This is a genomic window from Corynebacterium sp. HMSC058E07 (assembly GCF_001809885.1).
Lineage (GTDB): Bacteria > Actinomycetota > Actinomycetes > Mycobacteriales > Mycobacteriaceae > Corynebacterium > Corynebacterium macclintockiae.
This window is the reverse complement of sequence record NZ_KV799268.1, coordinates 43,534-62,996: the sequence shown is the minus strand read 5'-3', so window position 1 is coordinate 62,996 and position 19,463 is coordinate 43,534. Positions and strand designations below refer to the sequence as shown.

The following is a 19,463-nucleotide window of genomic DNA, read 5'->3' as shown; positions in this document are numbered from 1 at the left end:
GTCGTGCGAAACTGCTCCGCCGCTGCTTCCCCTACCGTGTTCCGCGTGCCTTTTACAGTGGTGCCCTACAGCGAGGCCATACCAATGGCCAGCGGAATCAAACCCACGAATACGAAGGCTGGGAGGAAGCAGAGGGTCAGCGGTGCAGCCAAAGCGATGAGAACCTTTTCGGCTCCCGCGGTTGCCTTATCAGCAGCGACCCGGCGCAGGTGCTCAGCTTGTTGGCGCATCCCATCGGCGAGCGATGTTCCGGCGCGGGTTTGCTGAGCTGCCTGGCGGGCGATGGGACCAAACAGTGGATGATCGGCTAATGCGAGCCAGGCCTGCTCTCCCCCACCTAAATACAGAAGAGCGAGCGAGTGTTGAAGCAGATCCTGACCTTCGCTGGCTTCACTCCGATTACCCCGTGCCAACTGCCCTACCCCCAGTTCCCATGCAGGTAGCAGTGCCTTTCCGGCGTGCAGGGCTGCAGCAGTGACGTCGAGGGCACGGGCTGCGTCCAGAGGCCCCATGGGCGTGGGTGTGGCCGGACCGGCCCGCACGCCCACTCCTCCTAGCGGAGACGTAGTTAGAGACTCGCTGAGGTACTCCGTCCACAGAGTTCCCGCGCACACCAGGCCAACCCCGGCGAGGAAGAGCAGCACCCCGAGCACGTTAGTTATCAGAAAGTTCAGTGTCCCCAGCCCGCTGGCCTGCCCCAGCGCCACCGCGCCGACAGGTAGCGCCAGCAAAACCGTCACCGTCAGGCGTGCGCCCGCCGTCGCGGAGGTGGATTTCGAAATATGCGCCAGCTGCGCATCAATATCCGTCACATGCGCCCGCGCCAACCCAGCTAACCCCACGCCGTGACGGTGGGAAATGCCCCAGATCTGGAATAGGTGGGACAGGAGGCTAGGGGCGTCGCTGCTTTCCGCGTTTACTGGGCCAGCAGCCCCCGCCGCCGCACCAGCGCCAGCGCCAGCGCCGACAGACCCTGCACCCGGCGCGGCGCCGAGGCGCACTCTTGCACACTCCACGTCCAGGGCACGGCGCAGCGCCTCAGTTTTCAGCCCCTCCGACGCACGCTCGACGGCGTCCAGGGAACGCCCACCGGCCATCACCTCGCGGGCAATGGCATCCACCACATCGCGCACCTCGCCCAGGGACTTCATCCGGCGACGAGTTTTCAGCACCCGACCAACCACGATCTTGAGGGTGAAAGTGACCATCAGAACGGCAGCAGCGACCGCCAGTACGGAAATCATCAGCTCCCCATCAGCCCAGTTCATCACAGAACTCCTCGAACGCTTCGCGGTCCTCGGCAACCTCGCCACCCCCGCTGTCAACTCCGCCGCGCCACTGCCACAGCACTTCGATGTGAGCCCGCTCGTCTCCGACCAAGCGCCCGATGTGGGTTAACCGTCGCCCCTGGTCTGTGCGCGAAACGTGCAACACCACGTCGATACCGTCGATCACCTGGCGCGCCAGCGCCATCCGATCCAGCCCAGCCATTGCTCCGAGCGCTTCCAACCTCCCCGGCACGCTCGCCGGATCGTTCGCATGTATCGTCCCTGCACTGCCCGCATGCCCGGTGTTGAGCGCAACCAGCAGATCGGCCACCTCTGACCCGCGGATCTCCCCCACCACGATGCGGTCCGGTCGCATGCGCAGACTCTGCTTCACCAGCGTTGTCATGGTGATTGCGCCTGCGCCCTCCGCATTGCCTTCGCGGGTCGCCATCGAAACGACGTGAGGGTGGTCGATCAGCAGCTCCGGGGTATCCTCCACCACAATCAACCGCTGGTCGCGGACCACTTCCGCCAGCAACGCAGCCAGCAGCGTTGTCTTACCCGCGCCCGTCCCACCGCTAATCAAAATGTTTCGCCGCGCCCGCACTATTCGCCGCAGCACTTCGGCCATCTCCCTACTAGCCAGCCCGCCGGCCACCAGCGCGTCCAAAGAGTTCCTTTGCCCGGTAATCGCCCGCAGGCTTATGCAACTGCCGCCTGCCGCCGGGGGCGCCAGCAGCGTGTGCACACGAATCGCCTGCGCTGCTACGTCCGGAGGCAAATCGCGTAACACTCCGTCTGCGAAAGGCCGGGCCTCGTCCAATCTCTCGCCGCACATCGTCGCCATGCGCACCGCCAGATCCCGCGCGCTCTCGGCGCTGATCTTCACGCTATCCACGCGCTGCATCCCCGCACCCCGGTCCGCCCACACGTCGCCATCACCGTTGAGCACCACATCTGTCACCTGCGGATCCAGCAGCGGCCCGGCTAGCGGCCCCAGCCCGCTGAATTCCCTCTGCAGCGTGCGCACATTCTCCACGCTCGCCTCCCCAAGGAGGTGCAGGCTGCGCGAAAGATCGTGCTCATCCGGCCGACTGATTCCCTGTTCTGCCAGGTCGTCGCGCACAAGAGCCAGCAGCCCACGCTCCGGTTCCGGTTGGCTGCGCTCGGCCTTTTTCCTTCTTGACGCCACCACGGTCTCCCCCCTACTCCCAATTCCCTAGCTCGCCAACGGAAGCGCGCAGTTGCCGATGATCCCCTGGATCTTCTCCCACACCTCACGCACCGGTTCGCGAGCGCGGTCATGTTTCAGCGAACTTTCGATCCAATACTCGGCTTCACCCCGGTCTAAGGCGGACGCGCACTGGGCATCGTGGCGGATCACTGTCACTGGAGCCTCGTCCAGCATCAACGCCGCGACGGCCACGGACGTTGATGCCCCGGGAGTTTCCCGCAGCACGATCAGTGGTTTTGCACGGTCGTTTTCCAGCATTCGATTACGCAATGCGCTGGCGGCCGTCACCCCTTGGATGGTTAAGGGCGCGACCAGGATGTGCACGTCTGGTTCCGCCTCGCCCCACTGTTCCGTCCACCCGGCGCTGGCGCTATCGGCCACCGGCAGGCTGCGCCCGCAATCCACCACCATGTCGTCCGCGTGCATCAGATGGGCCAGCTGCCCCACGTCCAAGCCTCTGCCGCCGCTGTGTGCACCGAACGTCGGATAGCGGTCGGCGTAAATCACGGGCACGGCTCCTCCATCAGCGCCAATCTTCTTGCCTCCCGCGCTGTCGAAGCCCAACATCAGCAGGTGGCTGCGCAGCTGCTCGAAGTCGCAGTCGGCGGGGATCTGGTTTCGGGTTAGTCCGGGCCGCCTTTCCTTGCCCAGCACTAGATCCAGGCCACAGGAATGCGGGTCGGCGTCCACAAGAACCGCGGGCCTTCCCTCGCAGGACATGTAATAGGCCAGTTGGGCTGCAAACAGGCTGGACCCGGCGCCGCCCACCGCGGAGCTCACCGCGATGCGCATCACATCGTTCGCCCCGATCATCTCCGCCAGCACCATCGCCCCGCCCGCGTCCAGGGAGGGCTCCAATTCGTCCACGCGAATCGCGCGCACCAGGCGGTGGCGGGTAAGTTCGCTATCCCTATCGCTCAGTACGATGGCGGAGTTTTGGCACGTAAATCCGTCTTTCCGATCCAGGTCACGCAGCAGCTCTGCGGTGGATTCGTCCGCCCCGTCGTGCACCAACATGGGGCGCCTGGTCACAGCCGCCACCATGCGCGCCTCGTTATTCCACAGCGGGTCGGCGATGTCGATAATCACCGGCCTCAGCTTCCCCGCTGGGGCTGTCGCTGCTGCCTTCCGCGCTGTTGCCTTCTTTGCTGCTGTCTTTTTCCGCTTGCCTGGCTTCCCTGCTCCCATGAAACAAAGGCTGTCAGTTGAGCGGTCGTAAAAGTACCCCTGATTTTTTGGCTGTGGAAAAGTCGGGTTGGCGTCACAAAAAAGGGTCTAGAGCCTGTGGATAACCAGAAACAGGAAAAGATAAGAGTGACATAAGGGACGGGATGTAATTAGAATGACGAATGTGAATCAGCACCAGGAGCCAGCACGCGCATCGGGCGATGGGCGGATTTTGGCTATTTTCGACCTCGATAAGACGATTATCGATACGTCGGCGTCCCTGGCCTACCGCCGCCCTATGGCCGAACGCGGCCTGCTTAACACCGGTGAAGTGCTGAAGATGATGGCAATGCTGGGCAACTACATGCTCTCCACCCATTCCGAAGACAACCTGGAATCCACCAAAGACGCGCTGACCAGCATCATTAAGGATCGCGAATCCGAACCGCTGCGCCAAGTCGCCCAAGACGCACTGCAGGAAGTCATCACCCCGTTCATCTACACCGAAGCGCGCGAGCTCATCGAATGGCACCGCAAAATGGGTCATCGCATCGCCATCGTGACGGCCTCGGCCTCCATCATGGTGCAGCCGATCGCCAAAGAACTCGGCGTTGACCACCTGTTTGCCACAGAACTAGAAGAAAAGGACGGGCGCTTCACCGGCGCCGTCACACACTTCAACAAGGGCCACGCCAAGGTCGAACGGATCCTGCAGCTCGTCGCGGAACACGGCTACGACCTGGACGAAAGCTACGCTTATTCCGACGCCGCCACCGACATCCCCATGCTGGAGCTGGTGGGCAACCCGGTTGCCGTGAACCCGGACCGTCCCCTCAAGAAGCGGGCGACCGAATCCGACTGGCCGATCCGCCAATTCGTCCGCCCCGAACCGCTATTCCCCCAGGCAGCGGTGCTGGCCGGGGCGGGCGCCACACTCGCACTGCTCGGCATCGCCGCTACTGGGCTGGCGATGTGGCTGCGCGGGCGCGACGAAGAGGCCTAGCCTCGGCGCCCCGCAGCCGGCAGCTAGCCCGGTGGCCTAGCCCAGCGCCCGCTACTTCGCGTCCGCGATCGACTTGCCTTCCAGCGACCCCTCCGACAGACCCGTGGCGTGGAAAATAATCCACTCGGCCACGCCCTCCGGGGTGCCGCTGGCGAAAGCCTCTGCCTTCGCCATGTAATCCTCGCGCTTGCGGTTCCACCACACCTCCGGCACACCCAAACCGCGCGGATCCAGGCCAGTGGCAATGGTCGCCAGACGGGAGCACGCGCGGGCGGTCACGCCGGTGGCGTCCGCAAAAGGCTGCAAAGCCAACAGTTCGCCGTGGATCACCGCAGACAGCACCGTCGCATTCACCTTCGTCCCACCAGCGATGAACTTGCCCAGCAGCTGCAGGCGCGCATCCGTCGAACGGCGCGGGCGGCCCGGCACCAGGAACTCTGCGTCGCCCGCGGCCTTCTGGCGAAACGCTGGGTCGGACATCTGCGGGCTAGCCACCGCATTAATACGGGCGATGATCTGCAACGGGGCGCGGCGCCACGTGGTTACCGTGTCCGTGATCCCGTCCGGCGCCAGCAGCTCGGCGGCACGCAGCGCACCGGCCAGGATCGGATCTTCCACCTGGCCGTCCTCGGGCAGTCGCGGACTACCGCCGTCCAGCTGTGCCGAAGCCCGCGCCCCGCGCAGCACAGCCTCCGCGCCCGTGACATCCCATCCACGCAGGTTCGCGGGGTGGCGGTGCAGTCGCGCGAGATGGTCGTTGGCTTGGGCCACAGCCTCCGGCACGCCGGGCAGTTCGGCCAGTCCGGCGAGCGGATCGTGCACAGAATTGTCAGACATATTTAAGACAATAATGCACCCGCCCGCGCAAACTTCCCCGTGGTCTGGCAAACTAGGGGAAGTCAATTAGGTGTAACCCCCAGGAGTTTTACAGTGAGCAACAAAGATCGCGCAGGCATGTTCACCGACCGCGATAGCTTTAACCCGCAGGTCAACGCTATTCCACTGTCGGATGTGGATACCCACGCCAAGGGCCAGGCCAGCATCAGCGATCTGGTGAAGGACGCTTCCGCACAGGTCTCCTCCCTCGTCCGTTCTGAGGTCGAACTGGCGAAGACCGAGATCGCTACCTCCGCCAAGAAGGCCGGCATCGGTGTGGGCCTGTTCGGCGCCGCCGCCATCATCCTGGCCTACAGCTCCTTCTTCCTCTTCTTCACCATCGCCGAGGCTCTGGATACCTTCCTGCCGCGCTGGCTGGCATTCCTGATCGTCTTCCTGTTCATGCTGCTGCTGGTCATCATCCTGGCTCTGGTTGGTGTGAAGCAGGTCAAGGGCGTGAAGAAGCCGGAAAAGACCATCGAGTCCGTCAGCGAGCTAAAGACCGTCATCCCGCAGGGTGGCAAGAACTCTGCGTCTGGCCGCAAGTCGGGAATGTACACCTAAATTCCTTAAGCTCTTTACATGACGTCCGAAGACCCCCACGCTTCAGATCCGCACACCCCGCATGCCACTTTCGTGCATTCGCGGGGTGTGCGCCTTCGTGTAGACGTACAAGGCCCCCGCTACGCACCGTTGGTGTTGTTCATCCACGGCTTCGGCGGTGGCGCCTTCGACTGGCACCCGCTAATGCAGCAGCTGGCTGGCGAGGATCTGCGCCTGGCCGCCGTCGACCTTCGCGGCTATGGGCGCTCGGACAAAACGCCACGCGGCTACGACCTGACCACCGCAGCCAGCGACATGGCCGGGGTGATCCGGGGCCTGGGCTACACGACCGCCACGGTGGTCGGTCACGGCTACGGCGGCATGGTCGCCTGGACGTTGGTGGCGCACCACCCGGATCGCGTCCGCCGCTTCATCACTTTGTCTTCAATTAACCCGCTGTTGCGCTTCCGCGGCATTCTGGCGCAGCCTTTTTCCCAGCCGCACTTCGCCCGTCGCATTCTTTCCGCCCAGCTGCCGCGCCTTCCGGAGCGCAAGTTGCTGGCGGACAACGCTGCGGCCGCCGAAAAGATCTTTAGGGCTGGTGTGGCCCCAGGTTTTAGGGATACGGACGCCTACTTCCGCAACGCCACACTTCGCCGCGAAGCTATGCAGGTGGATAAGGTCGCACATCTTTCCTGCGAATACCTACGTTGGCCCTTCCGCAGCCGCTTCCGCCCCGAGGGCACTAGGTTCGAGCGGACTTTCCCCGACCACGTTGAGGTGCCGCTGCTAGCCATCGACGGCAACATGGATCCCGTTTTCGACGAAGCCTTGGCGGAGAAGTCCGCTCGGCGCGCCGCAACGGCCGACCGGCGGGTGCTGTTCGGCGTGGGGCATTATCCGCACGTCGAAGATCCCCACTGCATTGCAGAGATCATCCGCGAACAGGCGAACGCACGCTAGGCGGCACTACTCCGCCACGCAGGCCCCGGTGTCGGCACTGTCGTGGTGCTTGTTCACGTCCCCGACATGGCTGAGGACTTCCTGCTTCGTCAAAGCGTAGCCCGTGTCCTTCTCATTCACGTCCGCACCGAAGACCAACCCCAGCACGTGCCCGTTCGTGTCAATCAGCGGACCGCCGGAGTTCCCCTGCACCACGGATCCGCGCAGCGAGTAGCTTTCGCGCTCCACGCGGGCATTGGCATAGATATTCGGGCCACTGACCACGAACTTCTCGCGGATACGCGCGGGCGATGCCTGGAACGGCCCGCCGTGCGGGTACCCCATGACGATTGCGTCCTGCCCTTGCTTACCCTCGTCCTCGGCCCACTTCATCGGCACGAAGGGCAGGTCGGCGCTGTGCAGCAGCGCGATATCCTGCTGCGGGTTGTAGTAGACAACCTTGGCCTCGTGTGGCCCGTCCTTGGTGGCCAGCGTGACCTTGTCGGTACCGGCAACGACGTGGGCGTTCGTCATCACCATATCCTTGTCGATCACCCATCCACTGCCCTGCAGGATGCGGCTGCATTGTTCCGCCTCTCCCACAACGCGCACCACGCTTTCGCGTGTGTTCTTGACCGCCGGGGATCGCATTAAGGCGTTGTCAGGCGGGTCGACTTCCGTGGTCGGGAGGTTCTCCATCGGATCCGCGATCATCGGGAAGCCCGAGTCGTTGATCAGCTGGGATGTCTGCGCCGGTAGCTGCTTAAACCAGGCTGGGGCGGAATTGCCGACCGCGCCGAGGATCTTGCTGCCCTTGATCGCTTTGCCGAACCCGCCGACGTTTCCGGTGGCAATTGGCACCAGCACTAGCCACACGATCAGCAGCGTCGTAAAAACCTGCACGATCGCGCCGACGACCGATTCCAATCGCAGCAGCTCGCGGGTGCGGATCTTATCCCGCAGGTTCGCGCCGATGCTGGAGCCAATGGCGTAGCCCACGACCACGACCACCGTCACCGTGATCAGCGCCGCAAAGAAGCGGGCGCTGTGGTTATCGCTGAAGTTTTCCTCCGCCACTCGCACCGCGATCGGCACCAGTTTCACGCCGAAGAAGCCGCCGAGGATCACGCCCACAAAGCTCAGCGCAGCGCTAAACCCGCCCTGGCGGTACCCGGAGGTCAACGCGCCGAGGCACACGAACACCAGCACGATGTCGAGGATCGTTGCTCCCGTCATCCCGGTCATGGTGCGCCTCCGTTTCTGCCTTGTTCTTCTGCTCTGTCGAACCCTTCTTTCATCTCCCCTAGCGCCTCGCCGTTGGCGGAGCTGGCCAGGGTTGTAAAGAGGTTATGCGGCCTTTCGGTATCATCTTCGCTTCCGCCGCTGGACCAGGGTTCCTCCCAGCCTGCGCGGCGTAAGAGCGCGTTGATCACGCCTCCGGTGAAGCCCCACAGCACCAGCGGTTTCTCCTCACCGATGGGCAGCGTCCAGGCGGGGCCACGCCAGCCGTACACCCCGACCTCGAAGCGCTGTTGAGGGTTGACCAGCTCGGGCAGCGGGTAGGGCTCTACCCAATCGTTTTCGGTCGTGGGGCACTCTACTCGATGGGGATGACGCCACCACGCCACCACCGGCACCACCGCGAAGTTCGTGCGATCAATGTAGATCGGCTGCAGCACTGCAAACGGCTCCACCGTGTCCGGGTTCAGCCCTGTTTCCTCTTCGGCCTCCCGCAGGGCAGTGTCGATCGGCCCAGCGTCCGCTTCCTCCACGCCTCCCCCGGGGAAGGCCACTTGTCCGCTGTGGTTGCGCATCGTCGGCGCGCGGTGGGTCAGCAGCATGGTTGCGTCGGCGGGGATGGCCTGCCTTCCTGTGGCGCCGGCGGGGCGGATGAAGGTGGCGTCACCTGAAAGAAGAATCAGCACCGCAGAGTAGCGCGGCGGGCGGCCGTGCTCGTCGGTCTCCGGGACGATGCGGGCGGAGTCGTTGAGGTATTGGTGGATGTCCACCTCGCGGCAGTCGCGGGCGAAGCCGCGCAGCCATTCGGGCAGGTCGGCGGACAGTTCCGGTTGGGTCTGCGCATGGGCGAGCCACTGGGCTAGGTGCGAACTCGGGCGGGTCATAGGGCTTCCTTCACCGCCTTTTCCATCTCCTCTGCACTGCGGAAGGTCTGCGCGTACAGGCGCGCCCGGGTGCCGTCGGGGCGGTAGACCACGGTCAGCGGCACGACCTTCGGCAGCTTCGCCGCGGAGTCGAAGGTGTGGTTGGAATCCTGGAAGCTCGGCAGGCCATCCACGCCCAGATCCCGCAGCATGTCGGCACCGGCCTGGCCCTTCACATCCAGGTGCACGCCCACGACGTTCCACTCGGGGTGGTCGGCGGCGAGCTGCTGAATCATCGGCAGTTCCTTGCGGCACGGCGCGCACCACCAGGCCCACACGTTCACGACGGCGGGCTTGCCGGCCAGGCGCTCGGCCAGGGAGGTACTCGCCTTCGCGTCGGCGCTGCTCTTACCGTCCGTGCTGCCCTCCGTCAGGCACGGCAGGCGCACGTCCTGCAGCTCAGCGTGAGGGCTCACGGAGGCCTCCCCCGCGCCTTCCGGGCAGCGGACCTTGTGCGTGACCTCGACAGGACCTTCGGCGGCGGAGGCCGAGGGGGCGTCCTCCACCGAAGAACTAGCCCCACCCGCGTTGTCCGCAGAATCCCCGCGCAACGCCATGACCAGCGGCACGCAAGCAATCGCAATACCGACGACCAGCGTGACGGCGATGATGATCGCGCGCGTGCGAGCGGAGTGTTCGACAGGTGCAGACATAACAAGAAATCAGTCTACCTGGCCACTCGGCCCGAACCCCGCCATATCCAGGAGGTGCTCGCGGTCGTCCGACTTAATCATTGTGGACGCCACCTCGGGGTCAGCCGGCCCCGCGACCCCGAAGCTAGGGCACTGGTGTGCCAGGAAGCAGGCTCCACAGGCTGCCCGGCGGGAGTGGCAAATGCGGCGGCCGTGGAAGATCGCCCGGTGGGAAAAGAGGGTCCATTCTTTTCGCTCGATGAGCTCCATGAGGTCGCGTTCGACCTGCACGGGGTCTTCGTGCTCCGTCAGCTTCCAGCGACGAGCCAAACGCCCCAGGTGCGTATCGACGGTGATGCCCGGGGTGTCGAAAGCGTTGCCGAGCACCACGTTGGCGGTTTTGCGCCCCACGCCGGGGAGCTTCACCAGCTGCTCTAACGTGTCCGGGACTTCGCCGCCGTAGTTGTCCTCGATGGCCTGGCCGAGGCCGACGATGCTCTTAGCCTTGGAGCGATAAAAGCCAGTGGACTTGATGATCTGTTCGACCTCCTCGAGGTTGGCCTCCGCATAGTCGGCCGCGGTGCGATAGCGACGGAACAGCGCCGGGGTCACAGCATTCACGCGCTTGTCCGTGCACTGGGCGGACAGAACGGTGGCTACCAGCAGCTCCAGGGGATTGCTAAAGTCCAGCTCACAGAATGCATTCGGGTAGGCCACGGCGAGGGTGCGGTTGATTTTCCGGGCGCGACGCTTGCGCCCCAGAGGGGTTTCCTTTCCCTTCGCCGCGATGTGCGAGCCGATGCGGGGTAGCGTCGGGGGCGTGGGCTGAGCAGACATGGAACCTTCAGCGGACATGGAACCTGTGGAACCTTCAGAATCGGCAGAACTGATCGATAATATTCCTAATGTACCCGGGCTCGGATTAGGTCTGTGACATAGTTGGGTATGGTTTAACAAAAGAGACGAACCCTACATTCGAGCGCGACATAGACCAGGTGGTCACCCCAGCCACCGCGACGCCAGAAACGGAAGTGAAACTTAGGATGGCAGAAGTATCCGAGATACTATCAAGGGCAGGCATCTTCCAAGGTGTTGAACCCACCGCGGTGCGTACCCTTATTGACCAGCTGGATACCGTCAAGTTCCCGCGTGGCACCACCATTTTCGAAGAAGGCGAGCCCGGCGACCGTCTGTACATCATCATCAGCGGCAAGGTGAAGCTCGCCCGTCATTCGGTCGATGGGCGCGAAAACCTACTGACGGTCATGGGGCCATCCGACATGTTCGGCGAGCTGTCTATCTTCGATCCGGGCCCGCGCACCTCATCTGCCGTCTGCGTGACGGAGCTCCACGCAGCGACGATGGATTCCGTCATGCTGCACAACTGGATCAGCGAGCACCCGGAGATCGCCGAGCAGCTGCTGCGCGTGCTGGCTCGCCGTCTGCGCCGTACCAACAACTCCCTGGCGGACCTGATTTTCACGGACGTTCCCGGCCGCGTGGCCAAGGCTCTGCTGCAGCTGGCCAACCGCTTCGGCACGCAGGAGGGCACGGCGCTGCGCGTGCACCACGACCTGACGCAGGAAGAGATCGCCCAGCTGGTGGGCGCTTCGCGCGAGACGGTGAACAAGGCGCTGGCAGAGTTCGCCCACCGCGGTTGGATCCGCCTGGAGGGCAAGTCGGTGCTGATCTCCGACACTGAGCGCCTGGCTAAGCGCGCTCGTTAAGCGCTAAACGCTAAGCGGTGCAAGCCAGCGCTAGCGCTGCACTGGGGGTTGAGCGCTAGGGGGTAGCGCGCGCTAGTTTTCATCGCCGCGCAGGAAGCGCAGCGTCACGCGAGTGGACTGTGCGGCTGCGTTACGCAGAACCGGGTCGACATCCGTGTAGATCTCATCCACAATGTCGTTCACCGAGGCATCGTCGCCCAGCTTCTTCAGAGCTTCCTTGACCTGCTCCAGGCGCTGCTCGCGACGGTCGATGTACTTCTGTGCCACCTCGGCCAGGTTCGGCTGATCCGGACCGTGGCCCGGCAGCAGTGGCTTGTCCTGTCCGCGCTCGCGCAGCTTAGCCAGCGTCTCCAGGTAAGCCCCCAGGTCGCCGTCGGTCTCGGAGATCATGGTGGTGTGGCGACCGGCCAGAGTATCGCCGGTGATGATGCCCTCCACGTCGGAATCATCGGTACCACCGTTGGAGTGGATGAAGAAGGCCACGCAGTCGGAGGTGTGACCAGGGCAGTGCACAACCTCAATGGTCGGGGTCAGGCCTTCGAAGGAGATGATCTCCCCGTCCTTAAGCTCGTCAGCGGCAATGCAGTACTGCTTGTCGAAGGCGCGGATCGGCGCACCGGAGATCTGACGGAAGCGCTGGGCACCATTGGCGTGATCCGCATGGCGGTGCGTCAGCAGCACAACTCCGATGTTTGCGCCCCCTTCGGTGGCCTTGGTGTTCAGCACGTTCAGGTGACCTTCGTCTTGCGGACCCGGATCCACCACAACGGATACTGTGTCGTTTTCCCCTCGAATCACCCAGGAGTTCGTACCTTCCAGGGCAGCGTAGCTGGGGTTCGGCGCGAGTACGACGCCGACGTTCGGGGTTACTGGGCGTAGTTGGCTATAAGCAGGGTGCTCCATGCCTCCCAGTGTAGATCGAACCGCCAAATTATGCGCTGATCTGCGCGATGATTTCTACCTCTACGGGGGCATTCAGCGGCAGTGCGGCCACACCGACTGCGGCGCGGGCGTGCACACCAGCCTCGCCGAAAATCTGGCCTAACAGTTCCGAAGCCCCGTTAATCACTCCCGGCTGGCCACCGAAGTCGGCCGTAGAGGCTACGAATCCGTTGACCTTCACGATCCGCTCGATGTTTTCGATACCCACCAGGTCGTCGATGGCGGCAATGGCGTTCAGTGCGGCGGTACGGGCGGCGTCATAAGCCTGCTCCTCTGTCACATCGGCGCCTACCAGACCCGTGACGGGCAATGCACCGTCGACGAAGGGCAGCTGGCCGGAAGTGTAGACGATATTGCCGCTGCGCACGGCGGGAACATAGGCGGCCACTGGTGCGGCCACCGGCGGTAGTTGCAGACCCAGTTCCTCGAGCTTTGCGTGGAAATTGTTCTGTGCCATGTGTTTTCGTGTGCTTGAGCTTGTGGTTTCTAGCTTTTAGTTTTTACTGCTCCAGCGGGCGCTTCATGTATGCCACGTGCTGCTCGCCGGTCGGGCCAGGCAGGACGGATACGAGCTCCCAGCCATCCTGACCCCAGTTGTCCAGGATCTGCTTAGTGGCGTGAGTGAGCAGCGGTACGGTTACGTATTCCCAGTTAGTCATGGCCACCACTGTAGCGCGTGCGGAAGTTCTTACTGCGGCAATTACTGCTTTGCTGCCTGGGTAGCCTCCAGCTGGCCTGCGAAGAAGTCCGCCCAGCTGTTGATTTCGGGGTGCTTGCGCAGAAGTGCACGACGCTGGCGCTCGGTCATGCCACCCCACACGCCGAATTCCACCTTGTTATCCAGAGCATCGGCACGGCACTGCAGCACCACTGGGCAGTGGCGGCAGATCGCTACGGCCTTGCGCTGCGCTGCACCCTTTACAAATAGCTCGTCCGGATCCACGTTGCGGCAGTGCGCCTGCGTAATCCACTCACCGCGGTTGTTGAAGGACTCGCGGGTCGTGATTTGTTCGGCTGGCTGGCAGGTCGGCTTGGCGCCACTGTTGGCCGTCGTGCGGGCAAGCGATGCAGTCATTCTCTTCCTCCGAAACGTGCCCCTGACAGTGTGGCTGTGGCGCCTTGTGCGCCGGCTGGTTTCTGTTGCCGCCAACTGCCTTGGAGGCTTGCTCTACTGGTAATTTTATTCACAAGTTTTTAGAAGTGTCGAATGCGTCACATTTTGGGGGTAATTGATATCCACATGACATTTCGCTGTAAGCATTCAGGGAGCCACCTTCAGCCATACGCCTAACTTCCTGCGTTTTCGCTCTTCTTTTTGACGCCCTCACAATCCCGCTGGTCACACCACCAAACAAAGTGGCGTAAATCACATGGCTGGTTGGATCCAGCCCTGTAGCCCGAACAGGCGTTGCCTACTTATATGCGCATACCCCGTCGGGGGGACGCAGCACCCCCAGCGGTGGGGAAGGAGGGCGTCCTAAAGAAAGGGCAAAGGGTTGTCCGGGGCGTGGGTTAAGGTGTTACGCGTGGACGCACCGAAGCCATTTCTTAAACTCTTCCTCGCCATCCTGGCCGGTGGCGTGCTGCTCGCTGCCGCAATCCTGCCTTTCGCGGGCGCAAGCGGATGGGTGGTAAACGCCAGCACGGACACCATGAACTCCAACGTTCAGGACATCTCGGAGAACAACACTGTGCCGCTGCGCTCGCGGATCACCGACCGGGATGGCCAGACGATTGCCTGGATATACAACCAAAACAGGACGGAGGTGCCGTCGAAGAAGATCTCTCGGGCCATGAAGGACAGCATCGTGGCCATCGAGGATCGACGGTTCTACGACCACAAGGGCGTGGATATCCGTGGCACCATGCGTGCGGCTCTGGCGAACCTTTCCAGCGGCGGGGTCTCCGAGGGCGCCTCGACGATTAACCAGCAGTATGTGAAGAACTACCTGTGGTTGATTGATGCGGAGAACGAGGACGAGGCAGCGCAGGCCATCGAGACCTCCCTGCCCCGCAAGCTGCGCGAGATGAAGATGGCGAGAGACCTGGACAGGGAGCTATCTAAGGATGAAATCCTAACCCGGTACCTCAACCTGGTCTCTTTCGGCAATAGCGCGTTCGGTGTGCAGGCGGCTGCGCAGACATATTTCGGTGTCAACGCAGAGGACCTGGATGATAACCAGTCGGCCTTCCTGGCCGGCATTGTGCAATCGACCAGCGCGCTAGACCCGTACACCAACCCGGAAGGCGCCAAGAAACGCCGCAACGCCGTTCTGCAGGCGCGCGTGACGGCGAAGACGTTGCCCCAGAGCAAGGCCGATGAGCTAGCCGCCAAGCCTTTGGGCGTGTTGGAAGAGCCAGCGATACCAACCAACGGCTGCATCGGCGCTGGCCGTTCCGGATTCTTCTGCGACTACGTCCTGCAGTACCTGGAAGGAAAGGGAATCTCCAAGGACGAGATCACGAAGGGCGGATACACCATCCGCACCACCCTCGATTCGAAGGCGCAGAGGAGCGCGGAGAACGCTGCCCGCGGTAAGGTCGCCCCCGATCAGGACGGTGTAGCGGCCGCGACCGACTATCTGGCCCCGATCGATGGAAAACACCAGGTGTTGGCCATGGCATCGTCGCGCACGTACGGGCTGAACCAGAAGAAGCGGGAATCCGTGTTGCCGCTGACGCACTCCCTGCAGGGCCACGGCGCGGGCTCCGTGTTCAAGATTTTCGCCGCGGCCGCCGCGATGGAGGAAGGAATGGGTCTGAACACCAACCTTGCCGTGCCCGCCCGCGCCGAAGTTGAAGGCATGGGCGCCGGCGGTGCGCGAGGTTGCCCCGCAAACAAGTACTGCGTGGAGAATGCGGGCGCTTACAAGCCGAATATGACATTGAAGGAGACCCTGGCGACCAGCCCGAACACCCCCTTCATCGAAATGGCTGAGAAGATCGGTATGAAGCGCATCGTGGATATCGCCATCAAGCTGGGTCTGCGCTCTTACAAGGACAAGGGCAGCTTTGACGGCGAAAACTCCGTGGAAAGCTATGTGAAAGACAACAACCTGGGATCCTTCGTGCTGGGACCGACCGCCGTCGACCCGCTGGAACTATCCAACGTGGCAGCCAGCCTGGCCGACCACGGGCGCTGGTGCGAACCCCTGCCCGTTCTGTCTATTAAGGATCGCAACGGCGAGGCCGTTGAACTGAAGGAGGCCGACTGCGAGCAGGCCATCGACAAGTCCATCGCCGACGCGCTGGCCAACGGCATGGGCAGCGATGCACAAAGCGGTACGGCCGCAGCCGCCGCGCGGGCGGAAGGCTGGAGTGCCTCGGTATCCGCCAAGACCGGTACGACGGAAACCAGCTTCTCTGCCGCATTCCTGGGCTTCACGCCTGGCTGGGCTGGCTCCACCTACATCTTCAACGACGGTGGAACTCCCCAGAACCTGTGTACCTCCCCGGTGCGCCAGTGTGGCTCTGGCAACCTCTACGGCGGTAACGAGCCCGCCCGGATCTTCTTCGAAGCCTCCAAGCCGATGATCGACAAGTACGGTGGCGGGAAGCTACCTAGCTACGACAAGAAGTACGACGCGGGCACGGATCCCGGCAAGTGGGGTTCGTCATCCAATTCGGGAAATGGCTCCGGTGGAGGGGAGGGCACAACCCGCCCACAGCCAGCGGATAGCCCGCCGCCGGAACTCAACCTGCCGCCGGAAGTCCAGCGGGGACTGGAAGACCTCGACGATTTCCTGCGCCAGTTCCAGTAGCCACCACCCGGCACTGAGCCACCCAGCCCGGCGCACACTTCCCGCCAGCGCGGGAAGCGATACGCTGGAGAGCGTGAAGAATCAACGCCGAACCTCCCAACCCCAGTCCCGCACACGCCTACTCACCCCCGCCAACGTGCTGAAATGCGCGCTCGGAATTGGGGCGGTCGGCGCGGCGGTCGCTGCGGCGTCATATAGAGAAACCCTCAAGTTCCAGCTACACGAGGTAACGGTGCCACTGCTAGAACCCGGCACGCTACCCGACGATTGGGACAGCTTCCGGGTGCTGCACGTCAGCGACCTGCACATGCTGGACAGCCAGCGACAAAAGCAGGAGTGGGTCGCTGCGCTGGACCGCCTGGACCCGGACCTGGTGGTCAACACGGGCGACAACCTCGGCGAGAAGGAAGGCGTGCCGGGGGTACTGCGCGCGCTCGGGCCACTGCTGGAGCGCCCCGGCGTGTTCGTCTTCGGCAGCAACGACTACTTCGCGCCGCGGCCGGTGAATCCGTTCATCTATCTGCTCGGAAAGAAGCGCAAGCCCTCCAAGGAGGAGCTGCCGTGGAAGGGCATGCGCGCGGCCTTCATCGAACGGGGCTGGCGTGATGCCTCGAACGCCACCGTCGAGTTCGCCATCGACCCCGCCGCCACAGGATCCCTCGCCAGCCCGGCCAAGATCAAGCTGGCCATCGCGGGAGTGGACGACCCTCACCACGATCTGGACGATTACTCGCGGATCGCTGGTCGCCCTAATAATGACGCCAACCTGGCCATCGGGCTAAGCCACTCCCCGGAACCGCGCGTTCTGGATAGCTTTGCCGCCGATGGATACCAGCTGGTGCTGAGCGGTCACACGCACGGCGGGCAGCTATGCCTGCCGGGTGGGCGCGCGATTGTGACGAATTGCGGCATCGACAGGAGCCGGGCGCGCGGGCTTTCCCGCTGGACCGAGCGCATGTGGCTGCATGTGACCAACGGGCTGGGCAGCTCTAAGTACGTGCCCTTCCGCATTTTCTGCCGCCCGTCGGCGACGTTGATCCACATCGTGGAGAAGCCGGCGGAGTAGCTGGGTAGCCGAAAAGGTGCGATACGCTGCCATTTTGAAAAATACACCTCGTGCGGGCTATAGTAATTCGAGTTGCAGCCGTTGGCTTTGCACAGTTTGCAAAACTAGCGTGCCGCTCCAGACCGGGATATGGCGCAGCTTGGTAGCGCACCTCGTTCGGGACGAGGGGGTCGCAGGTTCAAATCCTGTTATCCCGACCAGATTTTGCCCCAGTCAGTGGCCCACACGGGTCACAGGCTGGGGCTTTTTCGCATCCTTGCACTCCCCATTGCCCACCGTGTAAGAAGTTAATAGCCCCCGCGTTAGTAGCCTAGCCTTACCTAATGTTTCCAAAGGTTTGTTTCCGCAAGGCTCACTACCACTGTGGCCACCGGGATTGCATCGCAGGCAGCCCGGGACAATTAGAAACTTCCCCTCACGAGACAAGGCTCAACAAGCGCAACCATGGAACACCTAGCCAATTCCGGCCCGTCGCTACGTGTCCTCACCCGTAATGCCCCGCATCTCCTGGGCGGGAAGAAAGCGACCGGTTCCGTCTTGCTGCGCACCTACCACGATTCGCGTTCCTTGTGTGCCAACTGCCAGGCGCCACGATGCAGCGCGGTGCGGAGATGAGGGTGGCTGCGAGGTTGAACTCCATTCAGAAGTACCGCGAAGTCCTTGGAATTTCTCTTCCCATCGCCGGGGTGCAGCTCGCCGGGGTGGCGCTGACCACCACGGACGTCTTGATGCTGCAATCCGTGGGGGTGCTGGCGATCGCTGGCGGTGGCTTGGCCATGCAGCTATACAACCAGATCCGCACGATGTGCGTGGGCATGGTGACGGCCAGCTCAAATCTCGTGGCCGAGGCTGCGGCAGAGATGGAGCGGGAGGAAGCCTCTGGTCAGCCCTCGGAGGAAGGCGCGGAGCGGATCCGGCGAGCCGTGCGATCCTCCTTCGCCGTAGGCACAGGCACTGCGATCCTCGGCGCGCTACTGGTCATCACCTTCGGCGCACTGGTTCTTGCTCTGCCTATCGACGAGCAGGTCGCCCGTCTCACCTTCGCCATGACCCTCACATTGGCGCCGGGACTCATCCCCATGTTGTGGCTCAACGTCTTGCGCCAGTTCGCGGTGGGCATGCGCAAGCCTGGCTCCCTGCTTGCCATCACGCTGGTATCAATCTTCGTCAACATCGCCCTGAACTGGTCGTTTATGGCTTGGGCAACGTCGGACACATGGAAGGTGGCGGGCATCGGGCTATCCACGACCACCGTCCAACTATTCACGTTGCTAGCCTTCCGCGTGGTCGTGCTGCGTATACCCGAGCTGCAACCCTACTTTCAGGTTCTGCCCCGCGCCGGCGACGGGGAGACTATACGCCACCTCGTGCGCCTCGGAGTACCAGTTAGCCTGACCTATGGCTCGGAGGCAGCGATTACGACAATCGCCGGGTTGGTGATGGGAACCCTCAGCCCACAGATGTTGGCAGCGCATAACGTTGTCAACCAGCTGGCGTACATCGTCTACCAGGTTTGCATCGGCTTCTCCCACGGCGGGTCGGTGCTCATCACGAGGGCACGAGCCGAAGGTGCCAACGCGGTGCGTGCGGTGACCCGGCACGTGCTACTCGTCGTGGTCGTGTACCTGGGGGTTATGGGCGCACTGTGGCTCCTGTTGGGGCGGTGGGTACTGCGCCCGTTCCTGGGAAGTGCAGACGCCACCACCTTCCATATCGCCGTCCTGCTTCTGTGCCTCGCCGTGCTTCAGCAGTTCTCTAAGGGAATTCAGAACGTGACAGTGGGCTTGTTGAGGGGTCTCAAGGACACCACTTCTGGGCTGCGCTGCACTCTCATTGGATATTGGCTAGTCGGCGTACCCGGAATTCTGGTGATGGGCAAGCTCCTGAGGTGGGAGGGCTACGGCGTGTGGTGGGGACTGATCGCGGGCTTCGCAACCACTGCCGTGCTGCTATTGCGGACCTATTCTCGACACCTCGCTTCAATTTCCTAACGGGGCGTGGGGCGGTGGAAGAACGGCTTCTACCTCCAAGCATTGCCATTGCTTTAAGGTGTGGCTAACCTAAGTAAGTCAACCCAAAGAAAGGAACACAGTTGTCCCTCACGACACTTAGGGCTCGCAGTTCTCGAACCCCCATGCGC

Annotated in this window: 19 protein-coding genes and 1 tRNA gene; 8 read left to right on the top strand and 12 right to left on the bottom strand. The window is 62.9% G+C overall.

The annotated features are described in order from the left end of the window. Positions 1–65 precede the first annotated feature (65 nt). From HMPREF2678_RS03535 to HMPREF2678_RS03525, 3 genes are read right to left on the bottom strand one after another with little or no spacing between them, the layout of a single operon-like run. Entirely contained in the window at positions 66–1,268 is a 1,203-nt protein-coding gene (locus HMPREF2678_RS03535; RefSeq protein WP_246817873.1) for a type II secretion system F family protein, read from the bottom strand. Then, on the bottom strand, positions 1,255–2,460 hold the full coding sequence (locus HMPREF2678_RS03530) for a TadA family conjugal transfer-associated ATPase (protein WP_083303406.1): 1,206 nt from the start codon (positions 2,458–2,460) through the stop codon (positions 1,255–1,257). Before HMPREF2678_RS03530 ends, HMPREF2678_RS03535 begins: the two co-directional genes overlap by 14 nt. 27 nt (positions 2,461–2,487) lie before the next feature. Continuing rightward, positions 2,488–3,690: a CpaE-like family protein gene (locus HMPREF2678_RS03525; protein ID WP_070550916.1), complete on the bottom strand. Its 1,203-nt coding sequence runs from the start codon at positions 3,688–3,690 to the stop codon at positions 2,488–2,490. A gap of 154 nt (positions 3,691–3,844) precedes the next feature. Here HMPREF2678_RS03525 and HMPREF2678_RS03520 point away from each other — a divergent pair, with 154 nt between their 5' ends. Then, positions 3,845–4,672 carry an HAD family hydrolase gene (locus tag HMPREF2678_RS03520; RefSeq protein WP_070550914.1) on the top strand — a complete coding sequence of 276 codons (828 nt, stop codon included), beginning with the start codon at positions 3,845–3,847 and terminating at the stop codon, positions 4,670–4,672. A 51-nt stretch (positions 4,673–4,723) separates the two neighbouring features. Here the strand turns inward: HMPREF2678_RS03520 and HMPREF2678_RS03515 are convergent, their stop codons facing one another. Further along, positions 4,724–5,509 carry a Fic family protein gene (locus tag HMPREF2678_RS03515; protein ID WP_034971931.1) on the bottom strand — a complete coding sequence of 262 codons (786 nt, stop codon included), beginning with the start codon at positions 5,507–5,509 and terminating at the stop codon, positions 4,724–4,726. Positions 5,510–5,602: 93 nt separating this feature from the next. Here HMPREF2678_RS03515 and HMPREF2678_RS03510 point away from each other — a divergent pair, with 93 nt between their 5' ends. Both HMPREF2678_RS03510 and HMPREF2678_RS03505 read left to right on the top strand, forming a co-directional pair. Further along, positions 5,603–6,112, top strand: coding sequence for a phage holin family protein (locus HMPREF2678_RS03510; protein WP_034968785.1), 510 nt, complete (start codon positions 5,603–5,605; stop codon positions 6,110–6,112). Positions 6,113–6,130: 18 nt separating this feature from the next. Further along, positions 6,131–7,054, top strand: coding sequence for an alpha/beta fold hydrolase (locus HMPREF2678_RS03505; protein ID WP_070550913.1), 924 nt, complete (start codon positions 6,131–6,133; stop codon positions 7,052–7,054). Between the two features lie 6 nt (positions 7,055–7,060). Here HMPREF2678_RS03505 and HMPREF2678_RS03500 read toward each other — a convergent pair whose 3' ends face one another. From HMPREF2678_RS03500 to nth, 4 genes are read right to left on the bottom strand one after another with little or no spacing between them, the layout of a single operon-like run. Beyond that, complete coding sequence (locus HMPREF2678_RS03500; protein ID WP_034971934.1) at positions 7,061–8,278, bottom strand: MarP family serine protease; 1,218 nt, start codon at positions 8,276–8,278, stop codon at positions 7,061–7,063. Then, positions 8,275–9,156, bottom strand: a complete 882-nt coding sequence (locus HMPREF2678_RS03495; protein WP_034993165.1) for an NUDIX hydrolase — start codon at positions 9,154–9,156, stop codon at positions 8,275–8,277. The genes HMPREF2678_RS03500 and HMPREF2678_RS03495 overlap by 4 nt, the downstream gene beginning before the upstream one ends. Beyond that, positions 9,153–9,848, bottom strand: coding sequence for a TlpA family protein disulfide reductase (locus tag HMPREF2678_RS03490; protein WP_070550911.1), 696 nt, complete (start codon positions 9,846–9,848; stop codon positions 9,153–9,155). Before HMPREF2678_RS03490 ends, HMPREF2678_RS03495 begins: the two co-directional genes overlap by 4 nt. Positions 9,849–9,857: 9 nt before the next feature. Then, positions 9,858–10,682 carry an endonuclease III gene (nth, locus tag HMPREF2678_RS03485; RefSeq protein ID WP_043012394.1) on the bottom strand — a complete coding sequence of 275 codons (825 nt, stop codon included), beginning with the start codon at positions 10,680–10,682 and terminating at the stop codon, positions 9,858–9,860. A gap of 188 nt (positions 10,683–10,870) precedes the next feature. Here nth and glxR point away from each other — a divergent pair, with 188 nt between their 5' ends. Beyond that, the gene (glxR, locus tag HMPREF2678_RS03480; protein WP_034968775.1) at positions 10,871–11,554 is read left to right on the top strand and encodes a CRP-like cAMP-activated global transcriptional regulator GlxR; all 684 of its coding nucleotides are present in this window, start codon (positions 10,871–10,873) and stop codon (positions 11,552–11,554) included. Between the two features lie 72 nt (positions 11,555–11,626). On the opposite strand, the gene HMPREF2678_RS03475 is transcribed toward glxR, so the two are convergent. From HMPREF2678_RS03475 to HMPREF2678_RS03465, 4 genes are read right to left on the bottom strand one after another with little or no spacing between them, the layout of a single operon-like run. Continuing rightward, the gene (locus HMPREF2678_RS03475) at positions 11,627–12,457 is read right to left on the bottom strand and encodes an MBL fold metallo-hydrolase (RefSeq protein ID WP_034968773.1); all 831 of its coding nucleotides are present in this window, start codon (positions 12,455–12,457) and stop codon (positions 11,627–11,629) included. Between the two features lie 28 nt (positions 12,458–12,485). Next, a complete protein-coding gene (locus HMPREF2678_RS03470; RefSeq protein WP_070550909.1) occupies positions 12,486–12,953 on the bottom strand; it encodes a RidA family protein in 468 nt (155 codons plus the stop codon). A gap of 43 nt (positions 12,954–12,996) precedes the next feature. Then, complete coding sequence (locus tag HMPREF2678_RS10175; protein ID WP_011274258.1) at positions 12,997–13,155, bottom strand: Sp36 family protein; 159 nt, start codon at positions 13,153–13,155, stop codon at positions 12,997–12,999. Between the two features lie 41 nt (positions 13,156–13,196). Beyond that, positions 13,197–13,571, bottom strand: coding sequence for a WhiB family transcriptional regulator (locus HMPREF2678_RS03465; RefSeq protein WP_034980087.1), 375 nt, complete (start codon positions 13,569–13,571; stop codon positions 13,197–13,199). A 451-nt stretch (positions 13,572–14,022) separates the two neighbouring features. On the opposite strand from HMPREF2678_RS03465, the gene HMPREF2678_RS03460 reads away from it, so the two are divergent. From HMPREF2678_RS03460 to HMPREF2678_RS03445, 4 genes are all read left to right on the top strand, one after another. Beyond that, positions 14,023–16,257 carry a transglycosylase domain-containing protein gene (locus HMPREF2678_RS03460; RefSeq protein WP_246817872.1) on the top strand — a complete coding sequence of 745 codons (2,235 nt, stop codon included), beginning with the start codon at positions 14,023–14,025 and terminating at the stop codon, positions 16,255–16,257. Between the two features lie 73 nt (positions 16,258–16,330). Beyond that, positions 16,331–17,323: a metallophosphoesterase gene (locus tag HMPREF2678_RS03455; RefSeq protein WP_371325829.1), complete on the top strand. Its 993-nt coding sequence runs from the start codon at positions 16,331–16,333 to the stop codon at positions 17,321–17,323. 123 nt (positions 17,324–17,446) lie between these two features. Continuing rightward, positions 17,447–17,523, top strand: a tRNA-Pro gene (locus HMPREF2678_RS03450). A gap of 429 nt (positions 17,524–17,952) precedes the next feature. Next, complete coding sequence (locus tag HMPREF2678_RS03445; protein WP_246817871.1) at positions 17,953–19,314, top strand: MATE family efflux transporter; 1,362 nt, start codon at positions 17,953–17,955, stop codon at positions 19,312–19,314. The last annotated feature ends 149 nt before the right edge of the window (positions 19,315–19,463 follow it).

Coding starts and splice junctions, on each gene's coding strand:
- HMPREF2678_RS03535 (WP_246817873.1), bottom strand. CDS start 1,268: ATGAACTGGGCTGATGGGGAGCTGATGATTTCCGTACTGGCGGTCGCT.
- HMPREF2678_RS03525 (WP_070550916.1), bottom strand. CDS start 3,690: ATGGGAGCAGGGAAGCCAGGCAAGCGGAAAAAGACAGCAGCAAAGAAG.
- HMPREF2678_RS03520 (WP_070550914.1), top strand. CDS start 3,845: ATGACGAATGTGAATCAGCACCAGGAGCCAGCACGCGCATCGGGCGAT.
- HMPREF2678_RS03515 (WP_034971931.1), bottom strand. CDS start 5,509: ATGTCTGACAATTCTGTGCACGATCCGCTCGCCGGACTGGCCGAACTG.
- HMPREF2678_RS03505 (WP_070550913.1), top strand. CDS start 6,131: ATGACGTCCGAAGACCCCCACGCTTCAGATCCGCACACCCCGCATGCC.
- HMPREF2678_RS03500 (WP_034971934.1), bottom strand. CDS start 8,278: ATGACCGGGATGACGGGAGCAACGATCCTCGACATCGTGCTGGTGTTC.
- HMPREF2678_RS03495 (WP_034993165.1), bottom strand. CDS start 9,156: ATGACCCGCCCGAGTTCGCACCTAGCCCAGTGGCTCGCCCATGCGCAG.
- HMPREF2678_RS03490 (WP_070550911.1), bottom strand. CDS start 9,848: ATGTCTGCACCTGTCGAACACTCCGCTCGCACGCGCGCGATCATCATC.
- nth (WP_043012394.1), bottom strand. CDS start 10,682: ATGTCCGCTGAAGGTTCCATGTCTGCTCAGCCCACGCCCCCGACGCTA.
- glxR (WP_034968775.1), top strand. CDS start 10,871: ATGGCAGAAGTATCCGAGATACTATCAAGGGCAGGCATCTTCCAAGGT.
- HMPREF2678_RS03475 (WP_034968773.1), bottom strand. CDS start 12,457: ATGGAGCACCCTGCTTATAGCCAACTACGCCCAGTAACCCCGAACGTC.
- HMPREF2678_RS03470 (WP_070550909.1), bottom strand. CDS start 12,953: ATGGCACAGAACAATTTCCACGCAAAGCTCGAGGAACTGGGTCTGCAA.
- HMPREF2678_RS10175 (WP_011274258.1), bottom strand. CDS start 13,155: ATGACTAACTGGGAATACGTAACCGTACCGCTGCTCACTCACGCCACT.
- HMPREF2678_RS03465 (WP_034980087.1), bottom strand. CDS start 13,571: ATGACTGCATCGCTTGCCCGCACGACGGCCAACAGTGGCGCCAAGCCG.